We start from the raw sequence: 20243 nt of genomic DNA on the forward strand, positions 1-20243 counted from the left end.
GAAATTGGAAACCGGATCAAAGTTTACGGCGTCGTGGGCGCCCCTCTCGACAGGCCGTAAGCGACCCGCCACAACATGACCCAAGCTCAGCCGGAGGGGTCATGGATTTCATCTCCATCCTGTCGATTTTCGTGCTCGCCTGCTTCGTCGGCTATTACGTGGTGTGGTCGGTGACCCCGGCGCTTCACACGCCGCTGATGAGCGTCACCAACGCCATTTCCTCGGTCATCGTCGTCGGCGCTTTGATCGCCTCCGCCGCCGCCGGAAGCCCCTCGTCGAAATGGCTCGGTCTTCTCGCTGTCGCGCTGGCCAGCGTGAACATCTTCGGCGGCTTTGCGGTCACCGCGCGAATGCTGGCGATGTACAAGAAGAAAGAGCGCCCGGCTCCGCAGGAAGACAAGACCCATGCATGAGGCCGCGCCGGTCCCGGCCTGGGTGCTTCTCGCCTATCTTATCTCCGGGGTCTGCTTCATCCTTGCGCTGAGGGGCCTTTCAAGTCCCGAGAGCAGCCGCCGCGGCAACTATACCGGCATGGTCGGCATGGCGATTGCCGTCGCAACCACGCTCGCCGTCCACCAAATCGCGTCGATCGCAGAGATCGCTGGCGCGATGATCGTCGGCGGTGGCATCGGGCTCGTCACCGCTCGCAAGATCCAGATGACGGCGATGCCGCAGCTGGTCGCTGCATTCCACAGCCTGGTCGGCATGGCCGCGGTGCTGGTCGGCGCGGCGGCCTTTCTCAATCCGTCCGCGTTCGGAATTACCGATGCCGCCGGGCACATCCTGCAGGTCAGCCGGATCGAGATGGGCCTCGGTGTCGCCATCGGCGCGATCACTTTCTCCGGGTCGGTGATCGCTTTCCTGAAATTGAACGGCAACATGAGCGGCAAGCCGATCCTGCTGCCGCTGCGCCACGTCATCAACCTTGGCACGTTGGTCGCGATCCTCGGGCTGATCGCTTACTTCACCCAGGACCAGGCGCCGTGGGTGTTCTTCACCGTGATGGGGTTGAGCTTCGCCATCGGTTTCCTGCTGATCATCCCGATCGGCGGCGCCGACATGCCGGTCGTGATCTCGATGCTCAACAGCTATTCGGGGTGGGCCGCGGCGGCGATGGGCTTCACGCTCCACAATAGCGCGATGATCATCACCGGCGCGCTGGTCGGAAGCTCGGGCGCGATCCTCAGCTACATCATGTGCCGGGCGATGAACCGCAGCTTCATTTCGGTCATCGCCGGCGGATTCGGCGGCGATTCCGCCGCGGCCGGGACCTCTGCCGCGATCGACCGGCCGTACAAGCGCGGATCGGCCGAGGATGCCGCTTTCCTGATGAAGCAGGCCGACCAGGTGATCATCGTCCCCGGCTACGGCATGGCGGTCAGCCAGGCGCAGCATGCGCTCAAGGAAATGGCCGACAAGCTGAAAGCGGAAGGGGTGCGCGTCAAATATGCGATCCACCCGGTCGCGGGGCGAATGCCCGGGCACATGAACGTGCTGCTGGCCGAAGCGAACGTGCCTTACGACGAGGTGTTCGAGCTCGAGGACATCAACAGCGAGTTTGCGCAGACCGACGTTGCCTTCGTGATCGGCGCCAATGACGTCACCAATCCCGCCGCCAAGACCGACAAGAGCTCCCCGATCTTCGGGATGCCGGTGCTCGACGTCGAAAAGGCGCGCACCGTGCTGTTCGTGAAAAGATCGATGGGCGGCGTCGGCTATGCCGGCGTCGATAACGAGCTGTTCTACCGCGACAACACCATGATGCTGCTCGCCGACGCCAAGAAAATGGTCGAGGAGATCGTCAAAGCGCTCGGCTAGCGCCGCGCAACATTTCGCCGGCCCACCGGCCCGTATCGCGTTCCAACAAACGGGGGAGTATGCGATGAGCCAGCACCATAAGCTCAAGATATTGCTCAGCGGCGCCGTCCTGCTCGCCGCTTGCGGAAGCAAGGCGCCGACCAACCAGGACAAGGCGGCCAACGAGGGGACGGCGAACGTCGCCGCTCTTGCGGCGCCCGTGGGGAATGAGACCGCCGCAGCGGCGCCGGCCACTGGCGCCCTTGCCGCTGACTTCATGGTAGGGAAGTGGAGCGCCATCGACGAGGATTGTTCGGCCACGCTGGAGTTCCGCAAGGACGGTACGACGGAAACCCCGATCGGCGAGGCGAAATGGACGGTTGCGGGCGATAAATTGTCGATCGACTACCATGATGGATCCCAGCCGACCGTGTCGACGATCAAGGTCCTCGATCCCAACCGCATCGAAATCACCCATGCGTCGGGGACGAAGGAGACCGAAAAGCGCTGCTGACCGGCTAACGCCGGGGCAAATGAATATCGGCGATCATGCAGCGGACGCTTCCGCCGCCCACTGTCTCGATCGTCGGGATGTCCGCATTGACGAGCTCGCCGAAGCTTTCCAGCTGCCGCAGTTGGTCGGGTCTGAAGGATCGAAGCGCGGTAGAGGATAGCGCGATGAGCGGGGCGCCGTCGCGGCCCTTAAGCTCGAGGATGTTGCACGCGAACTGCCGCATCTGGTCGTAATCGACATCGATCAGCTTCCGGTCTGTTCGGTCGATCTCGCCGAGCAGCACCTCGCGATATTCTGGCGTCACAGTCTCGGTGCACACGACCGCGAAGCGGGTTCCGAGACTGAGCAGCACGTTGGTATGGTAGATCGGTTTGCCGGACCGATCGCGAGCGTCGAATATGAAAGTCGAATAGTCGAGCCGGTCGTCGAATTCGGCAATGACAGCCGCATCGGTACGCGGGCTCAGGTTGGCATAGGCACGGCGTCGTGGCCGATCGAGGATCAGGCTCCCGGTGCCTTCGAGATAATGGCCGTGCCGCTCATGGAAGCTGAGGTCGACGACCTGGCGCACCTCGAAGCCTGACGCCGACAGCAGCGCTTTCAGGCCGTCGACATCCCGCTCCAACCGGCGCGCCTCTGTCGCCATCGGGTAAAGCGCCATCGTCCCGTCAGCATGGAACGAGACCCAATTGTTCGGGAAGACGGCATCTGGTTTCGCTGGATCAGGCGAGTCCTGGAGGACGATCACTTCCACGCCTGCGTCTTCGAGCCGTCGCGCGAGACCGTCGAATTCCCCGGCGGCCCTGCCAACCAGATCAGAGTCACCGGACGCATTTGCAAAAGCGTTCGACTGCGCCGCGTCGGCATGGAAGCCGAAGCTTGCGGGCCGCACGAGAAGAACCGCATTGCTCGTTTGAGGATCGCCGCTCACGGCACGTATTTGCGCCGCCAAGCCAAGCAATTGCAACGGTTCGGCGCAATTCGATTCAAAATGCGCTAACCGTGCCGTTACCAGCTTGCTCCGCCCCATGACTTGTCCGAAATTGGCACGATTGGGGTCGTGCGGGCGGCTCAGATCATATTCCAGGACGGGGAAGGGGCCTCAAAGTTGCGCAAGCTGGGGATTGTCGGGGGGATGAGCTGGTCATCGACCGCGCTCTATTACGAACATATCAATCGTGGCGTGTCGCAGCGCCTTGGCGGGCTCCATAGCGCCCAGCTTGCGATCGAAAGCGTCGACTTCGCCAATATCGCAGAAATGGAGTTCGCGGGAAATTGGGACGGCATCGCGGAGATGGTCCGGGACGCCGCGAAGCGGCTTGAAAAGAGCGGCGCCGAAGGCATCGTCATCGCCTGCAACACCGTTCACAAGGGCTATGACACGGTTGCCGCGGGCGTGCGAGTACCGGTTCTTCATATCGGCGACGCCGCCGGCGATCGCCTGGTTGCCGATGGCCGCACGCGCGTCGCCTTGCTCGGGTCTCGATTCACCATGACGGAGCCGTTCATCCGCTCGCGTCTCGAGAGCCGTGGTATCAGCTTGGTCCCGATTGCCCCGGTGTGGATGGACGAAGTCGATCGGATCATCTTCGAAGAGCTCGCCGCTGGCCGCGTGGTGCGTGATAGCCAGCGCAAGCTGAAGACGCTGATCACCGAACTCGCGAAGCAGAAAGTCCAGGCGGTTGTGCTCGGGTGCACCGAGCTGGTCATGGCCGTGGACGTCCGCGCCAACGTGCTGCCGGTCTATGACACGACCGCGATCCACGCGCGCGCCGCCGTCGACTGGATGCTCGCCGACGAAGAGCTGGCGCGGGCCGCCGCCTGAGCACTCGCGCTAGGACGGCCTAGCGCTTATCTCTGCCTGGTGAGCAAGGCCGACCGTCCCGATCAACCTGGCGCTGCCGACCGTTTCAACGAGGACCAGGCGACCTATGCCGTGCGCGGCGAGGGCGTGCCCGATCTTGAAGCGGGCGTGGCAGCGATCCGCGAGGTGTGGAAGACCCTTCCGTCCCGCCCGGGCGTCTACCGGATGCACGACGCGCGGGGCGACGTGCTGTACGTCGGCAAGGCGCGCACGCTCAAAACCCGGGTGAGCAACTACACCCAGGTCGCCCGGCTGCCGAAGCGGCTGCAGCGGATGGTCTCGCAGACGCGCTCGATGACCATCGTCACGACGCGCACGGAGGCCGAGGCGCTGCTGCTCGAAGCCCAGCTGATCAAACGCTTCCGCCCGGCCTACAACGTGCTGCTGAGGGACGACAAAAGCTTTCCCTTCATCATGCTGCGCGAGGATCATGAATTCCCGCGCATCCAGAAGCACCGCGGCGCACGGCGGGTCAAAAAGGCGCATTATTACGGGCCGTTCGCAAGCGCTGGCTCGGTCACTCGAACACTTAACGCGCTTCAGAAGCTATTCCTGCTAAGAAGCTGTTCGGATAGCTTTTTCGCAAACCGTTCACGGCCGTGCCTACTTTACCAGATCAAGCGCTGTTCGGCCCCCTGCGTGGGGCGGATCGGCGAGGAGGAATATGCCGAGCTGGTCGAGGAGGCGAAGGAATTCCTGGCCGGCAAGTCGACCGGCGTCCAGTCGCGTCTGTCGCGGCTGATGGCCGATGCCGCCGCGCGGCAGGATTTCGAGCTTGCCGCGGTTTATCGCGACCGGCTGCGCGCCTTGACCTACATCCAGGGCAGCCAGACGGTCCATGCCGAGGGACTCGGCGATGCCGACGTGTTCGCGCTCGCCTACAAAGGCGGGGCGGTATCGATCCAGGCTTTTTTCATCCGCGGCGGGCAAAATTGGGGGCATCGCGCCTTCTTTCCGGCGCATACCAACGATGTGCCGGAAGCTGAGGTTTTATCGAGCTTTCTTGTCCAGTTCTATGAAGACATGCCGCCACCCAGGCGGATCCTAGTCGACCGTGAGATTGCCGATCGGGAGTTGCTCGAGGAGGCCCTCTCCGAACGCGCCGAGCGCAAGGTGGTGATCGAGCAGCCCCAGCGCGGTGCCAGGCGCAGGCTGCTTGAACAGGCTCAGCGCAACGCCGAAGAGGCGCTCGACCGACGCCTCGCCGAGACCACCACCCAGGGCAAGATCCTTCGCGAGTTGGCCGACATGTTCGAGCTAACGGACGTGCCCAAGCGCATCGAAGTGTACGACAACAGCCACATCATGGGGACCAATGCGACCGGCGCGATGATCGTCGCGGGGCCCGAGGGCTTCCGCAAGAACAACTATCGCAAGTTCAACATCAAGCGTCCGGAGACCCAGCCGGGCGACGACTTCGCGATGATGCGCGAGGTGCTCGAGCGGCGCTTTGCGCGGCTCGAAAAGGAAGACCCGGACCGGCAAAGCGGCGAGTGGCCCGACCTCGTGCTGATCGACGGCGGCAAGGGCCAGCTGTCGGCGGTATGCGAGGTGATGGAGGACATGGGTGTCCATGATGTGCCCGTGGTCGGCGTCGCGAAGGGGCCGCATCACGGGCGAGAGGGCCGCGAGGTGTTTCATCTCCCTGGCGGACGCGAAATCACCCTTCCGCCCAACTCGGCCTTGCTGTTTTACGTCCAGCGGCTGCGCGACGAGGCACACCGGTTCGCGATCGGCACGCATCGGGCAAAGCGGGCAAAGAGTCTGACGACGTCCACGCTGGACGAGGTTCCAGGGATCGGGCCGAGCCGCAAGCGCGCGCTGCTGATGCATTTCGGCACGGCGCGTGCGGTGAAAGGTGCCGCGCTCGAGGACCTAGAGAAAGCGCCGGGGATCAGCAGCGCAATGGCGCGCCAGCTCTACGACTATTTCCACCCGCGCGGATGAGGTCGACCGCCACGGCCATCGTCTGCGCACTGCGAGGCCATGGCGAGCATGGCGCGATTGTACGGCTGATGACGGTCGAGCAGGGGCTAATTGCTGCTTACGTGCGCGGCGCTCGCGGGCGCCGGATGCGGCCGGTCCTGATCGCAGGGAACGTTGTGCAGGTCGAGCTTAGCGCGCGAACCGAATCGCAGCTGCCGCAAGCGACCGTCGAGCTGATCCACAGCCGTGGGCCGCTCCTGTCAGAGCCATTGCCGGCTGCTGGGATCGAGTGGGCGACGGTGCTTACCGCAACGGTCTTGCCCGAGGGGCAGCCCTATCCGCGGCTCTACGAAGCACTCGAGGGCCTTCTCGACGCCATTGAAGCGGCGCCCTCCGCGATCGGCTGGGCAGCGGCGACGGTTCGCTACGAAGTACTGCTCCTCGCGGAGCTGGGCTTTGGCCTCGACCTCGATCAATGCGTCGTCACCGGCTCCAACGACAATCTCGTCGCCGTCAGCCCAAAATCGGGCCGTGCGGTCAGCGCGGCGGAAGCGAAGCCCTATCAGGACAAGCTGCTCCCCCTGCCACGCTTTATTCGCGAAGGCGGCCGGGCTTCTTGGGAGGAAATCGCCGACGGTTTCGATCTTAGCGGCCATTTCCTGATGCGCGATTTGCTCACCGATCGATCAAGGCCGGTGCTGGAAGCACGCAATCGGCTCGTCGACCGGTTGCGCCGCGCGGGTGGTCTCGCCTAGGCTCGCGCCGTGACCGCCGATACGCTTGCCATGCTGTTTCCCAATGTCGCGCTGACCCGCGGGATCGCGGTTCGCGTTGCCGTCAGCTTTCTCGCCGAACAATCCGACCCATCGACCGACCGCTGGTTCTGGTCCTATCACGTAAGGATTGAAAACGGCTCCGACGTCGCGGTGCAGCTGCTCTCGCGCAGCTGGACGATCGTCGACGGGCGCGGAACGGTGCATGAGGTAGTGGGCGAGGGCGTAGTCGGCGAAATGCCACTGATCGCGCCGGGCGCCAGCTTCGATTATGTGTCAGGATGCCCGCTTGACACGCCGAGCGGGTCGATGAGCGGGACCTATCGCATGGTCGACGAGGACGGCAGCGCGTTCGACGTCGAAATTCCCCGCTTTCAGCTGCAGAGCGCCTGACAAAGGCAAGCCGTGGCTCTGAAGAAGGCATCCAGGGCGCCGGCCAAACCGCGGCCGTTGATTGCGCTTGCGGTCAACGACGCCTGGAATATCGTCAATTATCGCTCACGCCTCGTGAGGGCGCTCGACGAGGCCGGTTATCGCGTCGCCGTGCTGGCGCCCGAGGGGCCGAAGGTGGCCGACTTGCAGGCTTTTGGCGCGGATTTCCAAGTCGTTCCGATGTCTCCGCGCGGTACATCGCCGATCGGAGATATGCGGACATTGCTCGCCTACCGGCGGGTCCTGGGCGCGCTTCGGCCCGCTGCCTTTCTCGGCTTCACTTCAAAGCCCAACATTTATGGGTCGCTCGCCGCCCACGGTCTCGGCATACCCGTGATCAACAACATTAGCGGGCTCGGGGCGGTCTTCGCCAAACAGACTTGGCTAACCCGGGTCGTCGCGGGGTTGTACGGGACCGCGCTTAAGCGCTCGGCCGTCGTCTTCTTCCAGAACAGAGACGATCAGCAACTGTTCGAAGATCGCGGAATCGTGCAGCGCGGCCAAGCGGCTCTGCTTCCTGGCTCAGGCATCGATCTGGATCACTTCGCGCCGGTCAAGCGAAGCGGGCGGCGAGCGGTGCCAACCTTCCTATTCGCTGCGCGGCTCCTGTGGGACAAGGGCATGCGCGAATATGTCGAAGCCGCGCGACAGGTTCGTGACCGTTTTCCGCACGCGCGTTTTCAGATTCTGGGGATCGTCGAGCCAAGCGGACCGACCGCAGTCCCCGAAAGCGACCTTCGCGCTTGGGACAGCGAGGGGGTCATCGATTATCTGGGCGCAGCGACCGATGTGCGCCAGGCCTTCGCCGACACGGATTGCGTCGTACTCCCGTCTTACTATCGCGAGGGAGTGCCGAGGGTGCTTCTCGAGGCATCATCGATGGCGATACCCATCGTCACCACGGACGCGCCGGGGTGCCGCGAGGCGGTCGACGATAGTGTCACCGGTTTCCTTTGTGAACCGCGCAGCGTCGCTTCACTGGTTGCGGCGATTGAACGCATGATCACCCTCCCGGCCACCAAGAGAAAGGCAATGGGATCAGCTGCGCGCGCAAAGATGGAGCGGCAGTTTCGCGACGAAATCGTTCATCGTGCGTATCTGACTGCATTGGCAAAGCTTGGAATCTCAGGACGATAGAAGCCGATGCTAGGATTCTCATCCCGCGACCCTCGCTCGCCTAACGGAGCCAGAGGCCATCGCGCCTACGTCGTGGGCGACATCCACGGCCGCCTCGATCTCCTTGATGAGCTGCTCGGTAGCATAGAAGGCGACCTCGCAGCTCGCCCTGCGCGCAAGGCGCTGCTGGTTTTCGTCGGCGACCTGATCGACCGCGGCCCGCAATCCGCCGAGGTGGTCGAAAGGCTGCGGACTTACCGCCGGTCGGGTGTGCGAACGGTCTTCTTGCTCGGTAATCACGAAGAGGTGCTCCTGCGAATCCTGCGGGGCGATGCAGGACTCGTTCGCAAATGGTGCACCTTTGGCGGTGCCGAGTGCCTCAAAAGCTACGGCGTGGATTCGAAGAGTCTGGCGCGCCTTCCCGGCACAGAGGCCGTGGAGGTGATCCGCGAGGCAATTCCCAAGGAGCATGTCGCGTTTCTTGAAAGCTTCGACGATACCTGCCGCTTTGGCGACTATCTCTTCGTTCACGCCGGCATCCGACCCGGAATCGAGCTCGAGCGTCAGAGTCAGACGGATCTGCGCTGGATTCGCGAGCCCTTTCTCCTCGACGATACGGACCACGGCTTCACCGTCGTCCACGGCCACACCATTACGACCGACGTCGAGGAGCGCGGCAACCGGATCGGGATTGATACCGGCGCCTATAGAACGGGGGTGTTGACGGCCCTGGTCATCGATGGGCCGGACCGTCGGCTGCTCGTCACGGGCGCCACCACCGCGGTTGAAGCAGGGAGGCCAGTGCATTGATTCGGGACGGTTTGAAGATTAGGCGTCCACAAAGCCAAAAATTTCCAATAGGGGAACCGCGCTTTTCGCGAGGAACGATCGTGTCTGTTGATCTTGCCCCACGTCATTTCTTTATCGCCGTTCTCGCGCTCGCAGCCGGTCTCATTGCGGGTTGTGCAGAGAGCCAGGGCGGGCCGATTCCGTACAATCGGCCGCTTGCCGCACCCGATGAACCCACGGTTGCCTCGCTGGGCGAGGGCTACAAGATCGCGCCGATGGATGAACTGACCATCAAGGTCTTCAATTCCAAGGATTTAAGCGACGATTATGCCGTCGACCTAGCAGGCCACATCTCTTTGCCGCTGATCGGCGAGGTCGAAGCTGCGAACCTGACCACGGCCCAGCTGGACGACGAGCTCACCAAAAAGCTGGGTGAGAAGTATTTCGAGCACCCCGACGTCGCGGTTGGGGTCAAGAAAGCCGTCGGCCGCCTGGTCACGGTTGACGGGGCGGTGAAGGACGCCGGGTCGTTCCCGGCGCTAAGCAATCTATCGCTAATGCAAGCGATCGCGCTCGCTAAGGGCACGTCGGACGACGCTAACCCGCGCCGTGTCGCGGTATTCCGGACGGTTGGCGGGCAGCGGCAGGCCGCGGCGTTCGACCTGGTCGAGATTCGTCGTGGCCAGGCGCCCGACCCGCAAATCTATCCCGGCGATATCGTTGTGGTCGATGGATCTTCGATCAAGGCACTGCAAAAGCAGATTTTCCAGACCGTGCCGCTGTTAGGAATATTCCGGCCATGGTAATCATCGGACGAGGCAAAATAGCGTGAACAATAGCCTGGCGGTACCCAATCAAGGGCCGTGGCCAGTCGGCCAATATGCCCCGGAGCCGCAGCTCGGGCCGGGCCAGCGGACTTATTCGGCCACTAACATCCTCGACTTTCCGACTCTCATGCGGATCATCCACCATTGGCGGTGGCTGGTTCTCGGCGCGATCGCGCTCGGTCTTGCAGGCTCCGTCCTTGCGACTTTGCTGACCAAGCCGGTTTATCGCGCCTGGGTTACGCTCGAAGCCAATCCTCCGACGGTGTCCGTGAGTGACGAGCAATCGCGCGAGCGCGACGCGACCATGATGAACAGTTACGACTTCGTCGCGACGCAGGTCGGCTTGCTTAAGAGTAAGAGTGTCTCGCAGCGAACCGCCCAGGAGCTCAACCTTGCGAACAACCCGGACATTGTTTCGCAGGACGTCGACGCGTCCAAGCGGCTGCGGGTCGCGACTTCGGTAGTTAAGAACGGCCTCAAGGTCGTCGAGAGTGAGGAAGGTCAGCTGATTAACTTCAGCTATGATTCCACCTCTCCGCAACTCGCGGCGATGGTCGCTAACGGCCTGGCCGACAGTTTCATCAATACTGCTCTGCAGCGGCGGTACGAAGCATCAGCCTACGCGCGCAATTTCCTCGAGCGGCAGATCAACAAGACGCGCGGGGATCTGGAACGGTCGGAACGGGCGCAGGTCGCCTACGCGCAGGCGCAGGGGATCATCAACACTGGGACTGCCGGCCCAGACGGCCGATCCAGCACCAACGATGTGGGGTCGCTCCAAGGCGATTCACTCGTGAAGCTCAATGAAGCGCTGGCGGCGGCGACGGCCCGGCGCGTTGCGGCCGAAGGAGCGTACCGCCAGTCGCTTGCAACCGGCCCGACGCTTGAGGTGACTACGAGCACGTTGCCTCTCCGGCAACAGCGCGCGCAGCTCGAGGCCGACTATCAACAGAAGCGTCAATCCTTGAAGCCTGAGCATCCGGATATGCTAAGTCTTCGCGCGCAGATCACGGAGCTCGATCGCCAGATCTCCAAGGAATCTGGACAGATTTCTTCGGGGCGCAATAATACGCTGCTGGCCGATTATCGTGGTGCGGCTGCGGCCGAACGGGCCTTGCAGGCGCGGGTGTCGGCCTTGAAGGGCGACGTGCTCAACCTTCGCGGGCGCAGCATCCAATACAACATCCTGCAGCGCGAGGTTGATACCAACCGCAGCCTCTACGACGCGCTCCTGCAGCGGTATAAGGAAATCGGCGTCGCGGGCGGCATCGGCGTGGCGCCGGTATCGATCGTCGACCGGGCTGACCCGCCCAGCCTACCGTTTAAGCCGAACCTGTTCCTGAACCTGATCACCGGGCTTGGCCTGGGCCTGCTCGCGGGACTCGCTGGCGCGGTCGGCCTCGAATTCCTCAATGACACGATCAAGAGCCGCGAGGACGTTCGGAAGAAGCTTGGCCTGCCTTGCCTTGGCATCGTCCCGAGGACGCCGGCGAAGGACACGTTCATCGAAGACCTGCGCAATCCTGCATCGATGGTATCGGAAGCTTATTCTGCCATCGTTGCCGCGCTTCGCTTCAGTACCGAGGCGGGCATGCCCAAGGTCTTGCTGGTAACCAGCACCCGCTCAGGCGAAGGCAAGTCGTCGTCCGCTTTGGCGCTGGCGCAGAATTTCGCCCGGCGCGAGCGGAAAGTCCTGCTGATCGACAGCGACCTTCGCAAGCCGGCGTTCAAGGCGGCGTCCGACAAGGTCGGGTTGAGCAAAATGCTCACCACCGACGACAAGCTGACCGATCATCTGGTCGAAACGCAGCATCCGAACCTTTCGCTTCTACCGAGCGGGCCGGTCCCGCCGAACCCGGCCGACCTGTTGTCCACCGGCCGGATTCGGAAAATCATCGCGGAAGCCAGCGACCAGTTCGACTTGGTCGTGATTGACGGTCCGCCGACATTGGGCCTTGCCGACTCTCCGCTGCTCGCTTCGGCGGCCGGCAACGTGTTGTTCGTGATCGAAAGCGGTCGGACTCGCACCCGGGTCGCGATCGAGGCGCTGAACCGGCTTGAAGCGACGGGCACGCACATCCTCGGCGCCACACTGACCAAGTCCGGCGACAACAGCGGTGGCTACGGATACGGCCGCTACGGTTATGGCTACGGCTATGGTTATGGCTACGGCTATGGATACGGCTACGGGAAGGGCAAGGTGAAGCGCACCGAGATCCTGATGATCCCGGGCGCCGCGGATGACTCACCGGAAGACACCGACGCGCCTCAAGGCGCGGATGCCTGACGGCCGGGCTCAATCCTGATCGGTGGGTAGCGGGGGTCGCATTGTCGTTGTCGCCGCCGCAGCTGTGCTGCTGGCGGTTGCGGTAATCCGAAATGCTGCGGTCGATGCGCTTTTTGGGGTGAAGCCGGCCGCGGCTGCTTCGTTCTGGCCCGGTCACCCCGATGCCCAAATCAGTGTTGGGATGACCGATATCGCGCAGGCTGCGCGGACGCGCAGCGCCGTGTCGCCGGGGGCCTTCGCGCTCATGGAGAACGCCGCCCGTAAGGCGCCGCTAGAGCCCGAACCGTTCCTCGTTCGGGGGGTACAGGCACAGCTGGCAGGGAATCTCGGCGCGGCCGAACATGCCTTCGTTGCTGCGGAATGGCGTGATCCGCGCTCGCTTCCGGCGCACTATTTCCTCGCGGAGCATTATTTCCGTCAGCACGATGCGGCACGGGGCCTGCGCGAGGTCGTGAGCCTCGCCAACCTCTCGCCGAACGGCGCCGCGGGGTCGGCGCCCTATCTCGCGGCTTTCGCCCGCGATCCCGCGAATTGGAAGCAGATGCGAGCCATCTTCAAGGCCTATCCGTGGATCGAGCATGCTACGTTGAACGAGCTTTCCCATGATCCGGACAACGCCCGTGTCATCCTGGCGATTGCCCAACCCGATCAGCTGACACCGTCGAGCGAGTGGTTGCCCAGCCTGTTGAACAGCCTGACCAAGGCAGGTGAATATCGGCAGGCCCAAGCGATTTGGGCATCGGTTTCGCGGGTTCCGGCTGGGAATCGCGGATTGATCTTCGACGCGGGCTTCAACAACCCCGTTCCGCCGCCGCCGTTCAACTGGGCCATGACCTCGTCCAGTGTTGGGCTCGCGGAGCGGCAAGCGGGCGGGCGACTCCATGCCATCTTTTATGGCCAGGACGATGGTGCGCTGGCGCGCCAGCTCGTCGTTCTCCCCGCGGGCCGATATCGCTTGTCCATGCGCTTGCTGCCCGGTGCCTCGCAACCGCAGGCCCTGAGCTGGGCGGTCACATGCGTAGGCTCGCAGACGGCACTCGCTCGCGCCGCCCTGAATGTGGCCGCGACGAACGGCCTTGTCTTTGACGTGCCGGCAAATTGCCCTGCGCAATATGTGGACCTTGCGGGAACATCGGCCGATCTACCGCAGCAGTCGGACGTTACGATCACGGCCCTCAGGCTAATGGCGGTGCCGAATGGTTGATCGCACCCGCCAGATCGTTGCGCCGCTCTACCTGTTCCTGTGCCTGATCCTAGGCGGGAGCGCACAGGGCGTCTGGGGCAATATGGTCCTCCAGCTTGTCGGCATAGCGATGATCGGTTGGGCGGCGCTGGCGCCGGCCGAGGAGCCGCTGGTCCAGCCTGCGCGGCAACTGCTCTGGATCACCCTCCTCGGCTTGGTCATCGTCGCGCTGCAACTAGTGCCATTGCCGGCGTCCCTTTGGACCGAGCTTGGCGGCCGCCAGCAGATCGCCGATGGCTATCGCATTCTTGGGATTGCTCTGCCCGCGCTTCCAATTTCGCTGACGCCGTACAAGTCGCTCGATACCTTGCTCGGCATCATTCCCGGTCTGGCCATTTTCTGCGCGATCGTGCGGCTGAAGGCCTATCGCGGTAGCTTTATGGCACTGGCGTTGCTTGCGGGAGCCGTCGCCGGGATCCTGCTCGGCACTTTGCAGGTGACGAGCGCGGTGCCAGCCGAATCACCATGGTATCTCTACACCGAGACCAACGTCGGGGCGGCCGTCGGCTTCTTCGCTAACGCCAACCACATGGCGAGCCTGCTACTCATTACGCTCCCGTTCCTCGCAGCGTTGGCGGCGGCGGCCAGGGGAGCGAACATTCAGCGCTACTCGGCCTTCATCGCGCTGACGGCAGGAACTGGCCTGGTCATTCTCGTGGGCATCGCGCTCAATGGGTCGCTCGCCGCATTTGGCCTGGCCCTGCCTGTCCTGCTTGCAAGCATCTTGATTGTGATCCGAGTTCCCCGAACCCTGAAAGCCGGCACCCTGATCCTTGCGGTTATCCTGCTGGCTGCCGCAATCATTGGCCTGGGAAGAAGTTCGATCGGAAGCACTACTTTGAGCCAGGATGCGCAAAGCTCCGCTCAGTCGCGCCAGGAAATCGTCAAAACCAGCTTCACGTCGATCAGGGATTATTCCCCATGGGGCTCGGGGCTGGGATCGTTCCGGCAGGTCTACGCCATGCACGAGGATCTGTCCGGGATCACGCCGACATACGTCATCCATGCGCACAACGATTATGTTGAGCTCATTCTTGAGCTCGGGCTGGCCGGTATAGTCCTGATTGTGCTGTTCCTGATGTGGTGGGTGGTTACGGTGAGGCGGACATGGCTGACGACGGAGTCTGGCCCGTTCGCGAGAGCCGCGTCGATCGCATCGGCAGCGGTGCTTGCGCATAGCCTGGTCGATTTTCCGCTCCGGACCGCGGCGGTGAGCGCTGCGTTCGGGATGTGCCTGGCGTTGCTTGCGGACCGCCGACCACCTCAGGCCGCGGACGCGACCGACATCCGTCCCACGCGCCATCTGGTCATCCGATAAGCGCCTAGCTGTGCACGATCTCTGGACTGCTTTGATCGACGCGATGGGTGCGTGGCACCAAGGCAAGCTGTTTTTTGAGCATTCGTTCGCGATCGATCATGACGCCCTGCATGTCATTGTCGGTGTGCTCGTTTGGCTCGTGGCCGCCCTGGTGCTTCGACGACCAATTTCATCCTGGCTTCCCTTCCTCTGGTGCTTTGCGGTCATCCTGTGGAACGAGACGGTCGACCTGTGGGTCGAGCAATGGCCGGACCCCGGCATGCAATATGGTGAGGGTGCAAAGGACCTGGTGCTGACCATCCTCGTGCCCGCTTTGCTCATGGTCAGCGCACGGCTCCGGCCGGACCTTTTTCGCGCCGGGGCCAGGCGAAAGCGCCGTCGCTAGGCGAAGGCCGCACGCCCCTGTCGCATGAATTCGGATAGCTTGAACCTAGTCCCGGGCAGCAGCAGGAATTGAGAATAATGGATCGCCGCCGTGCCTAGCGGATGTGCCGTTGGTTCGACTGGCTCCATGCGTCCGCCGACTTGCTGAAGGGCAATACTTGCCAGCCAGCGCGCGCCGCGATCACTTTCGAGCTTCTGCTTGAGGGCGGGGGCTTCGCCAAGCGAACCGTATAGCACGTCGGCAAGCAGCAGCGCCTGGGCAGAGGCCCGGCCGGCTCGCAGCTCCTGCGAACGTCCGTAAAGACGCGTCAGCTCCGATGGATCCTTGCCGCTGATGAAAGCGGCGAAGTCCGTGATCCATTTGAGCCGGAACCAGGCGCTCGAGGCGCCGTGAACCGCGAGGTAAGCGAATAGTTCGTCATCCGCGAGCGTGGTGAGGGAGATCCCGGAGGAGATCGCTACCGTCTGGCGCGGTGAATTAAGACCGATGCCCGGAATGAGCCGCGGATTGTCGGCGAGGCGCGTGTGCAGGTCGACCTGGAAACCTGTTTCCGCGTGAACCCAGGTCGATTCCTTGCGAAGGCGATGCCAGATGGCGAGGCGCTGCGAGTTTGCTGAGGTAGGCGCTGCGATCCGATATCCATTGCCGCGGAGCAGCTGGGCCGCGGCTTCGAGATCGTCCGGGTCGATAAGCAGGTCGATGTCGACCCCGGCCTTGGTGGCGATCGTGCCGTAAGCGATCGCGCCCAGCGTAAGGCCCTTGAAGAACAGCACGGCAATTCCGCCGCGTGCAAATGCCGTCTGCAGGCGCTGGCATTCGGCCGCGAGCCGCAGGTTCGAGGCAACGATTGCTGTTGCGTCGGAGGCCAATTCATCGCGGACCTCCGGCGGGACGAGATCGCCAAGCGTGCCGAGGGCAGTCCAGGCCAAACCCTGCACGCGATGGAAACGTGCAACCCGCAGGAACAGTGGCCAGTCCAGCGACGGAACTGTCGGACGTTCGCCGACGTCAAATGCGCCGCGGCAGCATTCGACGAGAAACTGGAATTCCGGCGATGCTTTCACGCTACACTCGTAGACTTAGTGGTGGCCGGAGTGCAGTCTCAAAAAAGTTAGCAACGGTCGAAACCCAGTCACCAGAGAGACAAAGGGCAAATGTTCGGGTTCAGGAAGCATTTGGCTGGTCTGCTGTTCGATCGACGTCACAACATCGAGACGAATCGTAACGTTGTGCGCGATGACCTGACCGGCATGCCCTCGCGCATCCGCCAGCATGCCGGCGACTATTCGCCGACGAACCCGGCTCTGTTCGCGCGCATCGTGGGCGAATCTGGTGCAGATCCCCGCGATTTCAGCTTCGTCGACCTTGGGAGCGGCAAGGGCCGGGTAGTAATCGCGGCCGCTTCCTATGGTTTTCAAAGGATAGTCGGCATCGAAGCCGACAGCGTGCTTCACGAGATTGCCGAGAACAACATCGCGCGCGCCGGGCTCAAACGGAGTGCCAACGTGTCGTTGGTCCACGGCGACGCCCGTACGGCAGAACTGCCGGCCGGAAATCTCTTCATCTTCATGTACAGCCCCTTTCGAGGGCCGGTATTCAAAGCGGTCGCAAAACGTCTTGCGGTGCTGGCGAGCGAGCCGCAGCGGGCGATGATCATTGCTTATTCGGGGGATTGGGAAGCCGACGCGCTCGAACGGACCGGTAAATTCATCCGGAGACGCATGCGGCGGCGCCAGTTCTGGGCCAGATCCACGGTTTCCTTGTTCTACAACGAAGCTGCAGGGCGAATCGGGCAGGGTTCAGCCTGCTAGCGCTGCTCGGTCGCGACGAGACCCTTTTCGACCAACTCCTCAAGGAGTGTGCCAAGCTCCGCGGAACATTCCTCCGCGCTGATGTCATATTCGGAAACGAGCTGGTCCCTTAATTCCTCGAAGGTCCGGGGCGTGGCCAGCGCCGTCCAAATGGTTGCCGCCACTTCGTTGAACCCGAAACAGTCGCCAGTTTTGACGTCGAGAGTCACTAGTTCGCTGCCGATTGCGGCTTCAAGTATCTCCGAGGAGCGTTTGTAGACTCGATCGGGCATGCTGCCTCAGCCTAGATCTAATGGGGAGGGAGTGTTTCGACCCTCGACATAGTTGATGAACCGCGCGGTCAGCAAAGCGGCTGGCAGCGCTGCTTGCGGGGCGTGGGAGACCTGGTGGTTGGTAACGGTCGTCTCGGGCCAATCCTCAAGCCCGGCACGGAGTCTCGGGAAGTCGAACATTCCAGCAAATCTCTCATCTTTTTCCAGTTGGTTGAGCTCCTCCAGGAACTCCTTGCGTCGCCGACCAATACGAATGTGCCAGTCGGCGTCCCAACAACCCTCGAGCACATTAAGGCGCTGCGCCTCGGGCATGATTCCCTTTGCCAGTTCGCGCGCGAGCCAGCGCACCTGGCCATCACGCATGAACATCCTTGTCGGAAGGCCAAGGCAATATTCGACGAACGGCCGGTACGCAGTCGGATCGCGCATGGGTACGCCGTACATCTGTTCAAAGCCTTGGTAGACGTCAGCGGGCCAATCCTCGTTGTTGAAGGCGACCTTCCGCCCATGGCGGCGCGTCCAAGGCTGGCCGCGCTCCGGACAGTGACCCGCTCGCTTTATGCGCCCGGTCGTGCCGGTTGCAGCGAGAAACTTCGTCGAGAACGGCTGCATCAGCGGTACCAGAAGCGAACGTCCCGTCACCAACGGTCGAAGCCTTGCCCATACCGAATTGGGCAGGAAGGCCGAAAGGGTACGGACGATAAACCGCTGCGCGATCCCGCCTTTGTGGATCGCAGGCCGAGTCAGCGCCAACCAAAGTTGCCGCCAGCGGCCCTTCAGCAGATATTCGACAAAGCCGTTGAGGCCCTTGTCGCTAAAGGTCACGTTTCCGAGTTCCGCCGTGAGCAGCAGGTCGCACTTTTCTGCCGAGGCCGCCGCCAGAATGCCGTGAAACACGTACATTGTGCCAAGATATGGCGGGACGGATCCGATCAGGTGGAACAGCTCGTTGGTCCTAAAGAGCGGGTCCGCGCCTTCGTTGCATGTGAAATGCGGTTCGATGCCTGGATGAAGCGCCGCGAATGCTTCGACCATCGGCCTTTCATCCGGATTCATAAACGGCGGCGCGCTGCCGTCGAATCCCGGCTCCGGGTGAAACGTGAAGGTTGGCAGCTTTTGGCCGGGTGGCAGTTGGGCAAGAGCTCGAACCGCGACTTGAGGCGAATCAAGGCCGCTTGAAAGTGTTGCTCCGGGCTTCTTAAAACCGCGCAGGCAGGCTTTCACACCCTCGTCGAGCAAGGCCGAAACCGTTTCCAGGACCTCCTGATCGCTGGAAACTTTCTGCTTGGGCACGGCCATGACATCGTACGTTTGCCGAACTACCCGCGCCTTCCCTCGCTCCAATTCGACCGCGGAGCTGACGGGTACTCTGAAGACGTCGCGGAAGCAGCTTGCTTCCGGGTCCGCAAAGTAAAACCACGCCATATCCGCGTAATTTGCTTCGCTGAGATCTTGCCGAGCGCCCGCCGCGAAGAGGGTACGAGGGACCGAAGCGGCCCCGGTTAGCCCATCCCCATGAACGTAGTAGAGTGGCGGCGCGCGAATTGGACTTCGCGCCAGCCGCATGGATGACCTTTCTGGGTCGGTAATGACCGTGCAATAGTGGCCGACGATGCGCCGCTCGGCCTCATCGCCCCACCGTTCGATGGCTAGACCGTAAAGCTCCGCGGGGTCTGTGCTGTCGACGTCTAGCTGGGCGGCAATGTCGGCGGGATTATCGAAATAGCCGTTAAAGACGACTGATCGACCGCTCGGCAGCGATGCCGGTTTCCAAGCCCGGGCCTGGGGGAGTGTTGAGTTGATTGCACGGTAAGCGAAGGAGACGCCCTCGCGTTCAGCTTCCCCTGCATGTCCGCCGATACCGGAGCAGAGCGAAGCGCCGAGGCGCCTCGGAAGATCCTGTCGATTGAATCGGTCGCCCGTCACCCAAGGCCAAGCGACCGCCAGCATCTTGAGATCGGGAGGTTAACGAGCTGGTCTGAAGCCCGACTGGTAGTGGGTCAGGACATTGCCGCGTTGGACGTCGTACCGGTGTTGCCTGCGCGCACGTCCTTCAACTCGCCAAGGCGCGTCACCTGGGGCTTAGTCCAGGCCTTGGCTGTCTTGCGATTCTTCGTCATCGTAGGCTCCCATAACTCATAAGGGCACAAGCCGAACCGCCCCTTGTCAAAGACAATAGTCGCCAGCCAGCGCTGTTGCAACTCAACCCAAAGTTAATTCAAGTGCCCAGTCAAGGCTCGCCGAGACGAAGCGTTTGAAGCCACGGTCCAGGCAAGTCGCCAATCAAGATCTTGTTGTCGATTTCTACCCAGGCGTGGAGCGGGTCGTCGGACTTCCGAAGCTCGGCTGGCCGCACCCCAAACACGACCGCGTGCGAAATTCCCTTTGCGCGCAAGAGCCAGCTCAGCGCCATCGCACGAGGTAAGCATTTGACCGGGAATGGTGACCGTTGGGCGGCCCATTCGACCTGACTGGCGAGGCGCTCGGCGTCAGCGAATGCCTTCTTGCCGAAGGCAAGCCCGAGTGAGTGGCTCCAGCGCTTAAACGGGACCAGCGCGACGGTTAGGCGAGCAAGGCCGAGAAGACCGATTGCGCGGGCGGTCCGCGTCCGACCGGCCCAGAGATCAGGCTTCGACAAGGATGCCCGACGCTTTCAGCTGGCCCAGGAACTCATCCAGGTCCTTTTCAAGTTGTCCATCGGCAGATGCGTATTCCACGGAGAGCGCGGCAATGAGATCGGCTCTGGTGCGTTCGCCGTCAATCAGGTGCCAGGCCGCCGCGGCCGTCCCGGCCAAAGAGAAGAATTGCCCGGTGTCGAGGCGCATGATGACTACCTCGCCATCGCTCGGCGTCTCGGTGAATCGTTCGTTTCGCTTCGCCAGCGCCATC

Annotated in this window: 21 protein-coding genes; 15 read left to right on the forward strand and 6 right to left on the reverse strand. The window is 62.6% G+C overall.

The genetic code is table 11. The annotated features are described in order from the left end of the window. Positions 1-101: 101 nt before the first annotated feature. The 3 genes from AC4K8G_RS01070 to AC4K8G_RS01080 all read left to right on the forward strand — a co-directional run bounded on the left by AC4K8G_RS01070 (position 102) and on the right by AC4K8G_RS01080 (position 2311). Positions 102-413: an NAD(P) transhydrogenase subunit alpha part 2 gene (locus tag AC4K8G_RS01070; protein WP_491732340.1), complete on the forward strand. Its 312-nt coding sequence runs from the start codon at positions 102-104 to the stop codon at positions 411-413. After that, positions 406-1818: an NAD(P)(+) transhydrogenase (Re/Si-specific) subunit beta gene (locus AC4K8G_RS01075; protein ID WP_491732341.1), complete on the forward strand. Its 1413-nt coding sequence runs from the start codon at positions 406-408 to the stop codon at positions 1816-1818. The genes AC4K8G_RS01070 and AC4K8G_RS01075 overlap by 8 nt, the downstream gene beginning before the upstream one ends. A 64-nt stretch (positions 1819-1882) precedes the next feature. After that, positions 1883-2311, forward strand: coding sequence for a hypothetical protein (locus AC4K8G_RS01080; RefSeq protein WP_491732342.1), 429 nt, complete (start codon positions 1883-1885; stop codon positions 2309-2311). Positions 2312-2315: 4 nt separating this feature from the next. On the opposite strand, the gene ctlX is transcribed toward AC4K8G_RS01080, so the two are convergent. Beyond that, a complete protein-coding gene (gene ctlX / locus AC4K8G_RS01085; RefSeq protein WP_491732343.1) occupies positions 2316-3242 on the reverse strand; it encodes a citrulline utilization hydrolase CtlX in 927 nt (308 codons plus the stop codon). Between the two features lie 177 nt (positions 3243-3419). Between ctlX and AC4K8G_RS01090 the strand changes: the two genes are divergently transcribed. The 11 genes from AC4K8G_RS01090 (at position 3420) to AC4K8G_RS01140 (ending at position 15271) form a co-directional block, all read left to right on the forward strand. After that, complete coding sequence (locus AC4K8G_RS01090) at positions 3420-4136, forward strand: aspartate/glutamate racemase family protein (protein WP_491732344.1); 717 nt, start codon at positions 3420-3422, stop codon at positions 4134-4136. Positions 4137-4175: 39 nt separating this feature from the next. Continuing rightward, a complete protein-coding gene (gene uvrC / locus AC4K8G_RS01095; protein ID WP_491732345.1) occupies positions 4176-6122 on the forward strand; it encodes an excinuclease ABC subunit UvrC in 1947 nt (648 codons plus the stop codon). Further along, entirely contained in the window at positions 6119-6856 is a 738-nt protein-coding gene (gene recO, locus AC4K8G_RS01100) for a DNA repair protein RecO (RefSeq protein ID WP_491732346.1), read from the forward strand. Before uvrC ends, recO begins: the two co-directional genes overlap by 4 nt. A gap of 30 nt (positions 6857-6886) precedes the next feature. Next, entirely contained in the window at positions 6887-7267 is a 381-nt protein-coding gene (apaG, locus tag AC4K8G_RS01105; protein WP_491734381.1) for a Co2+/Mg2+ efflux protein ApaG, read from the forward strand. Between the two features lie 12 nt (positions 7268-7279). Next, complete coding sequence (locus tag AC4K8G_RS01110; RefSeq protein WP_491732347.1) at positions 7280-8443, forward strand: glycosyltransferase family 4 protein; 1164 nt, start codon at positions 7280-7282, stop codon at positions 8441-8443. 72 nt (positions 8444-8515) lie between these two features. Further along, positions 8516-9232, forward strand: coding sequence for a metallophosphoesterase family protein (locus AC4K8G_RS01115; RefSeq protein ID WP_491732348.1), 717 nt, complete (start codon positions 8516-8518; stop codon positions 9230-9232). 80 nt (positions 9233-9312) lie between these two features. After that, positions 9313-10017 carry a polysaccharide biosynthesis/export family protein gene (locus AC4K8G_RS01120; RefSeq protein WP_491732349.1) on the forward strand — a complete coding sequence of 235 codons (705 nt, stop codon included), beginning with the start codon at positions 9313-9315 and terminating at the stop codon, positions 10015-10017. A 22-nt stretch (positions 10018-10039) separates the two neighbouring features. Continuing rightward, positions 10040-12325, forward strand: a complete 2286-nt coding sequence (locus tag AC4K8G_RS01125) for a GumC family protein (RefSeq protein WP_491732350.1) — start codon at positions 10040-10042, stop codon at positions 12323-12325. A gap of 22 nt (positions 12326-12347) precedes the next feature. Continuing rightward, positions 12348-13529, forward strand: coding sequence for a tetratricopeptide repeat protein (locus tag AC4K8G_RS01130; protein ID WP_491732351.1), 1182 nt, complete (start codon positions 12348-12350; stop codon positions 13527-13529). Then, positions 13522-14886 carry an O-antigen ligase family protein gene (locus AC4K8G_RS01135; protein ID WP_491732352.1) on the forward strand — a complete coding sequence of 455 codons (1365 nt, stop codon included), beginning with the start codon at positions 13522-13524 and terminating at the stop codon, positions 14884-14886. The genes AC4K8G_RS01130 and AC4K8G_RS01135 overlap by 8 nt, the downstream gene beginning before the upstream one ends. Before the next feature lie 10 nt (positions 14887-14896). After that, on the forward strand, positions 14897-15271 hold the full coding sequence (locus tag AC4K8G_RS01140) for a hypothetical protein (protein ID WP_491732353.1): 375 nt from the start codon (positions 14897-14899) through the stop codon (positions 15269-15271). Here the strand turns inward: AC4K8G_RS01140 and AC4K8G_RS01145 are convergent. After that, entirely contained in the window at positions 15268-16335 is a 1068-nt protein-coding gene (locus AC4K8G_RS01145) for a nucleotidyltransferase family protein (protein WP_491732354.1), read from the reverse strand. The two genes, AC4K8G_RS01140 and AC4K8G_RS01145, sit on opposite strands and share 4 nt — an antisense overlap. A gap of 90 nt (positions 16336-16425) precedes the next feature. Here AC4K8G_RS01145 and AC4K8G_RS01150 point away from each other — a divergent pair, with 90 nt between their 5' ends. Further along, entirely contained in the window at positions 16426-17082 is a 657-nt protein-coding gene (locus AC4K8G_RS01150; RefSeq protein ID WP_491732355.1) for a methyltransferase domain-containing protein, read from the forward strand. On the opposite strand, the gene AC4K8G_RS01155 is transcribed toward AC4K8G_RS01150, so the two are convergent. From AC4K8G_RS01155 to AC4K8G_RS01170, 4 genes are all read right to left on the reverse strand, one after another. Continuing rightward, positions 17079-17354, reverse strand: coding sequence for a PqqD family protein (locus AC4K8G_RS01155; protein WP_491732356.1), 276 nt, complete (start codon positions 17352-17354; stop codon positions 17079-17081). The genes AC4K8G_RS01150 and AC4K8G_RS01155 overlap by 4 nt on opposite strands. A gap of 6 nt (positions 17355-17360) precedes the next feature. Beyond that, positions 17361-19304, reverse strand: coding sequence for an asparagine synthase-related protein (locus AC4K8G_RS01160; RefSeq protein WP_491732357.1), 1944 nt, complete (start codon positions 19302-19304; stop codon positions 17361-17363). 280 nt (positions 19305-19584) lie between these two features. Beyond that, entirely contained in the window at positions 19585-19992 is a 408-nt protein-coding gene (locus AC4K8G_RS01165) for a lasso peptide biosynthesis B2 protein (RefSeq protein ID WP_491732358.1), read from the reverse strand. Then, complete coding sequence (locus AC4K8G_RS01170) at positions 19979-20242, reverse strand: PqqD family protein (protein WP_491732359.1); 264 nt, start codon at positions 20240-20242, stop codon at positions 19979-19981. Before AC4K8G_RS01170 ends, AC4K8G_RS01165 begins: the two co-directional genes overlap by 14 nt. Between the last annotated feature and the right edge of the window lies 1 nt (position 20243).

The organism is Sphingomonas sp. SP3 (genome assembly GCF_058514305.1).

What these genes read in the sequence shown, in the direction of transcription:
- AC4K8G_RS01070 (WP_491732340.1), top strand. Translation starts at nt 102, where the DNA reads ATGGATTTCATCTCCATCCTGTCGATTTTCGTGCTCGCCTGCTTCGTC.
- AC4K8G_RS01075 (WP_491732341.1), top strand. Translation starts at nt 406, where the DNA reads ATGCATGAGGCCGCGCCGGTCCCGGCCTGGGTGCTTCTCGCCTATCTT.
- AC4K8G_RS01080 (WP_491732342.1), top strand. Translation starts at nt 1,883, where the DNA reads ATGAGCCAGCACCATAAGCTCAAGATATTGCTCAGCGGCGCCGTCCTG.
- recO (WP_491732346.1), top strand. Translation starts at nt 6,119, where the DNA reads ATGAGGTCGACCGCCACGGCCATCGTCTGCGCACTGCGAGGCCATGGC.
- apaG (WP_491734381.1), top strand. Translation starts at nt 6,887, where the DNA reads ATGCTGTTTCCCAATGTCGCGCTGACCCGCGGGATCGCGGTTCGCGTT.
- AC4K8G_RS01135 (WP_491732352.1), top strand. Translation starts at nt 13,522, where the DNA reads ATGGTTGATCGCACCCGCCAGATCGTTGCGCCGCTCTACCTGTTCCTG.
- AC4K8G_RS01150 (WP_491732355.1), top strand. Translation starts at nt 16,426, where the DNA reads ATGTTCGGGTTCAGGAAGCATTTGGCTGGTCTGCTGTTCGATCGACGT.
- AC4K8G_RS01155 (WP_491732356.1), bottom strand. Translation starts at nt 17,354, where the DNA reads ATGCCCGATCGAGTCTACAAACGCTCCTCGGAGATACTTGAAGCCGCA.
- AC4K8G_RS01160 (WP_491732357.1), bottom strand. Translation starts at nt 19,304, where the DNA reads ATGCTGGCGGTCGCTTGGCCTTGGGTGACGGGCGACCGATTCAATCGA.
- AC4K8G_RS01170 (WP_491732359.1), bottom strand. Translation starts at nt 20,242, where the DNA reads ATGGCGCTGGCGAAGCGAAACGAACGATTCACCGAGACGCCGAGCGAT.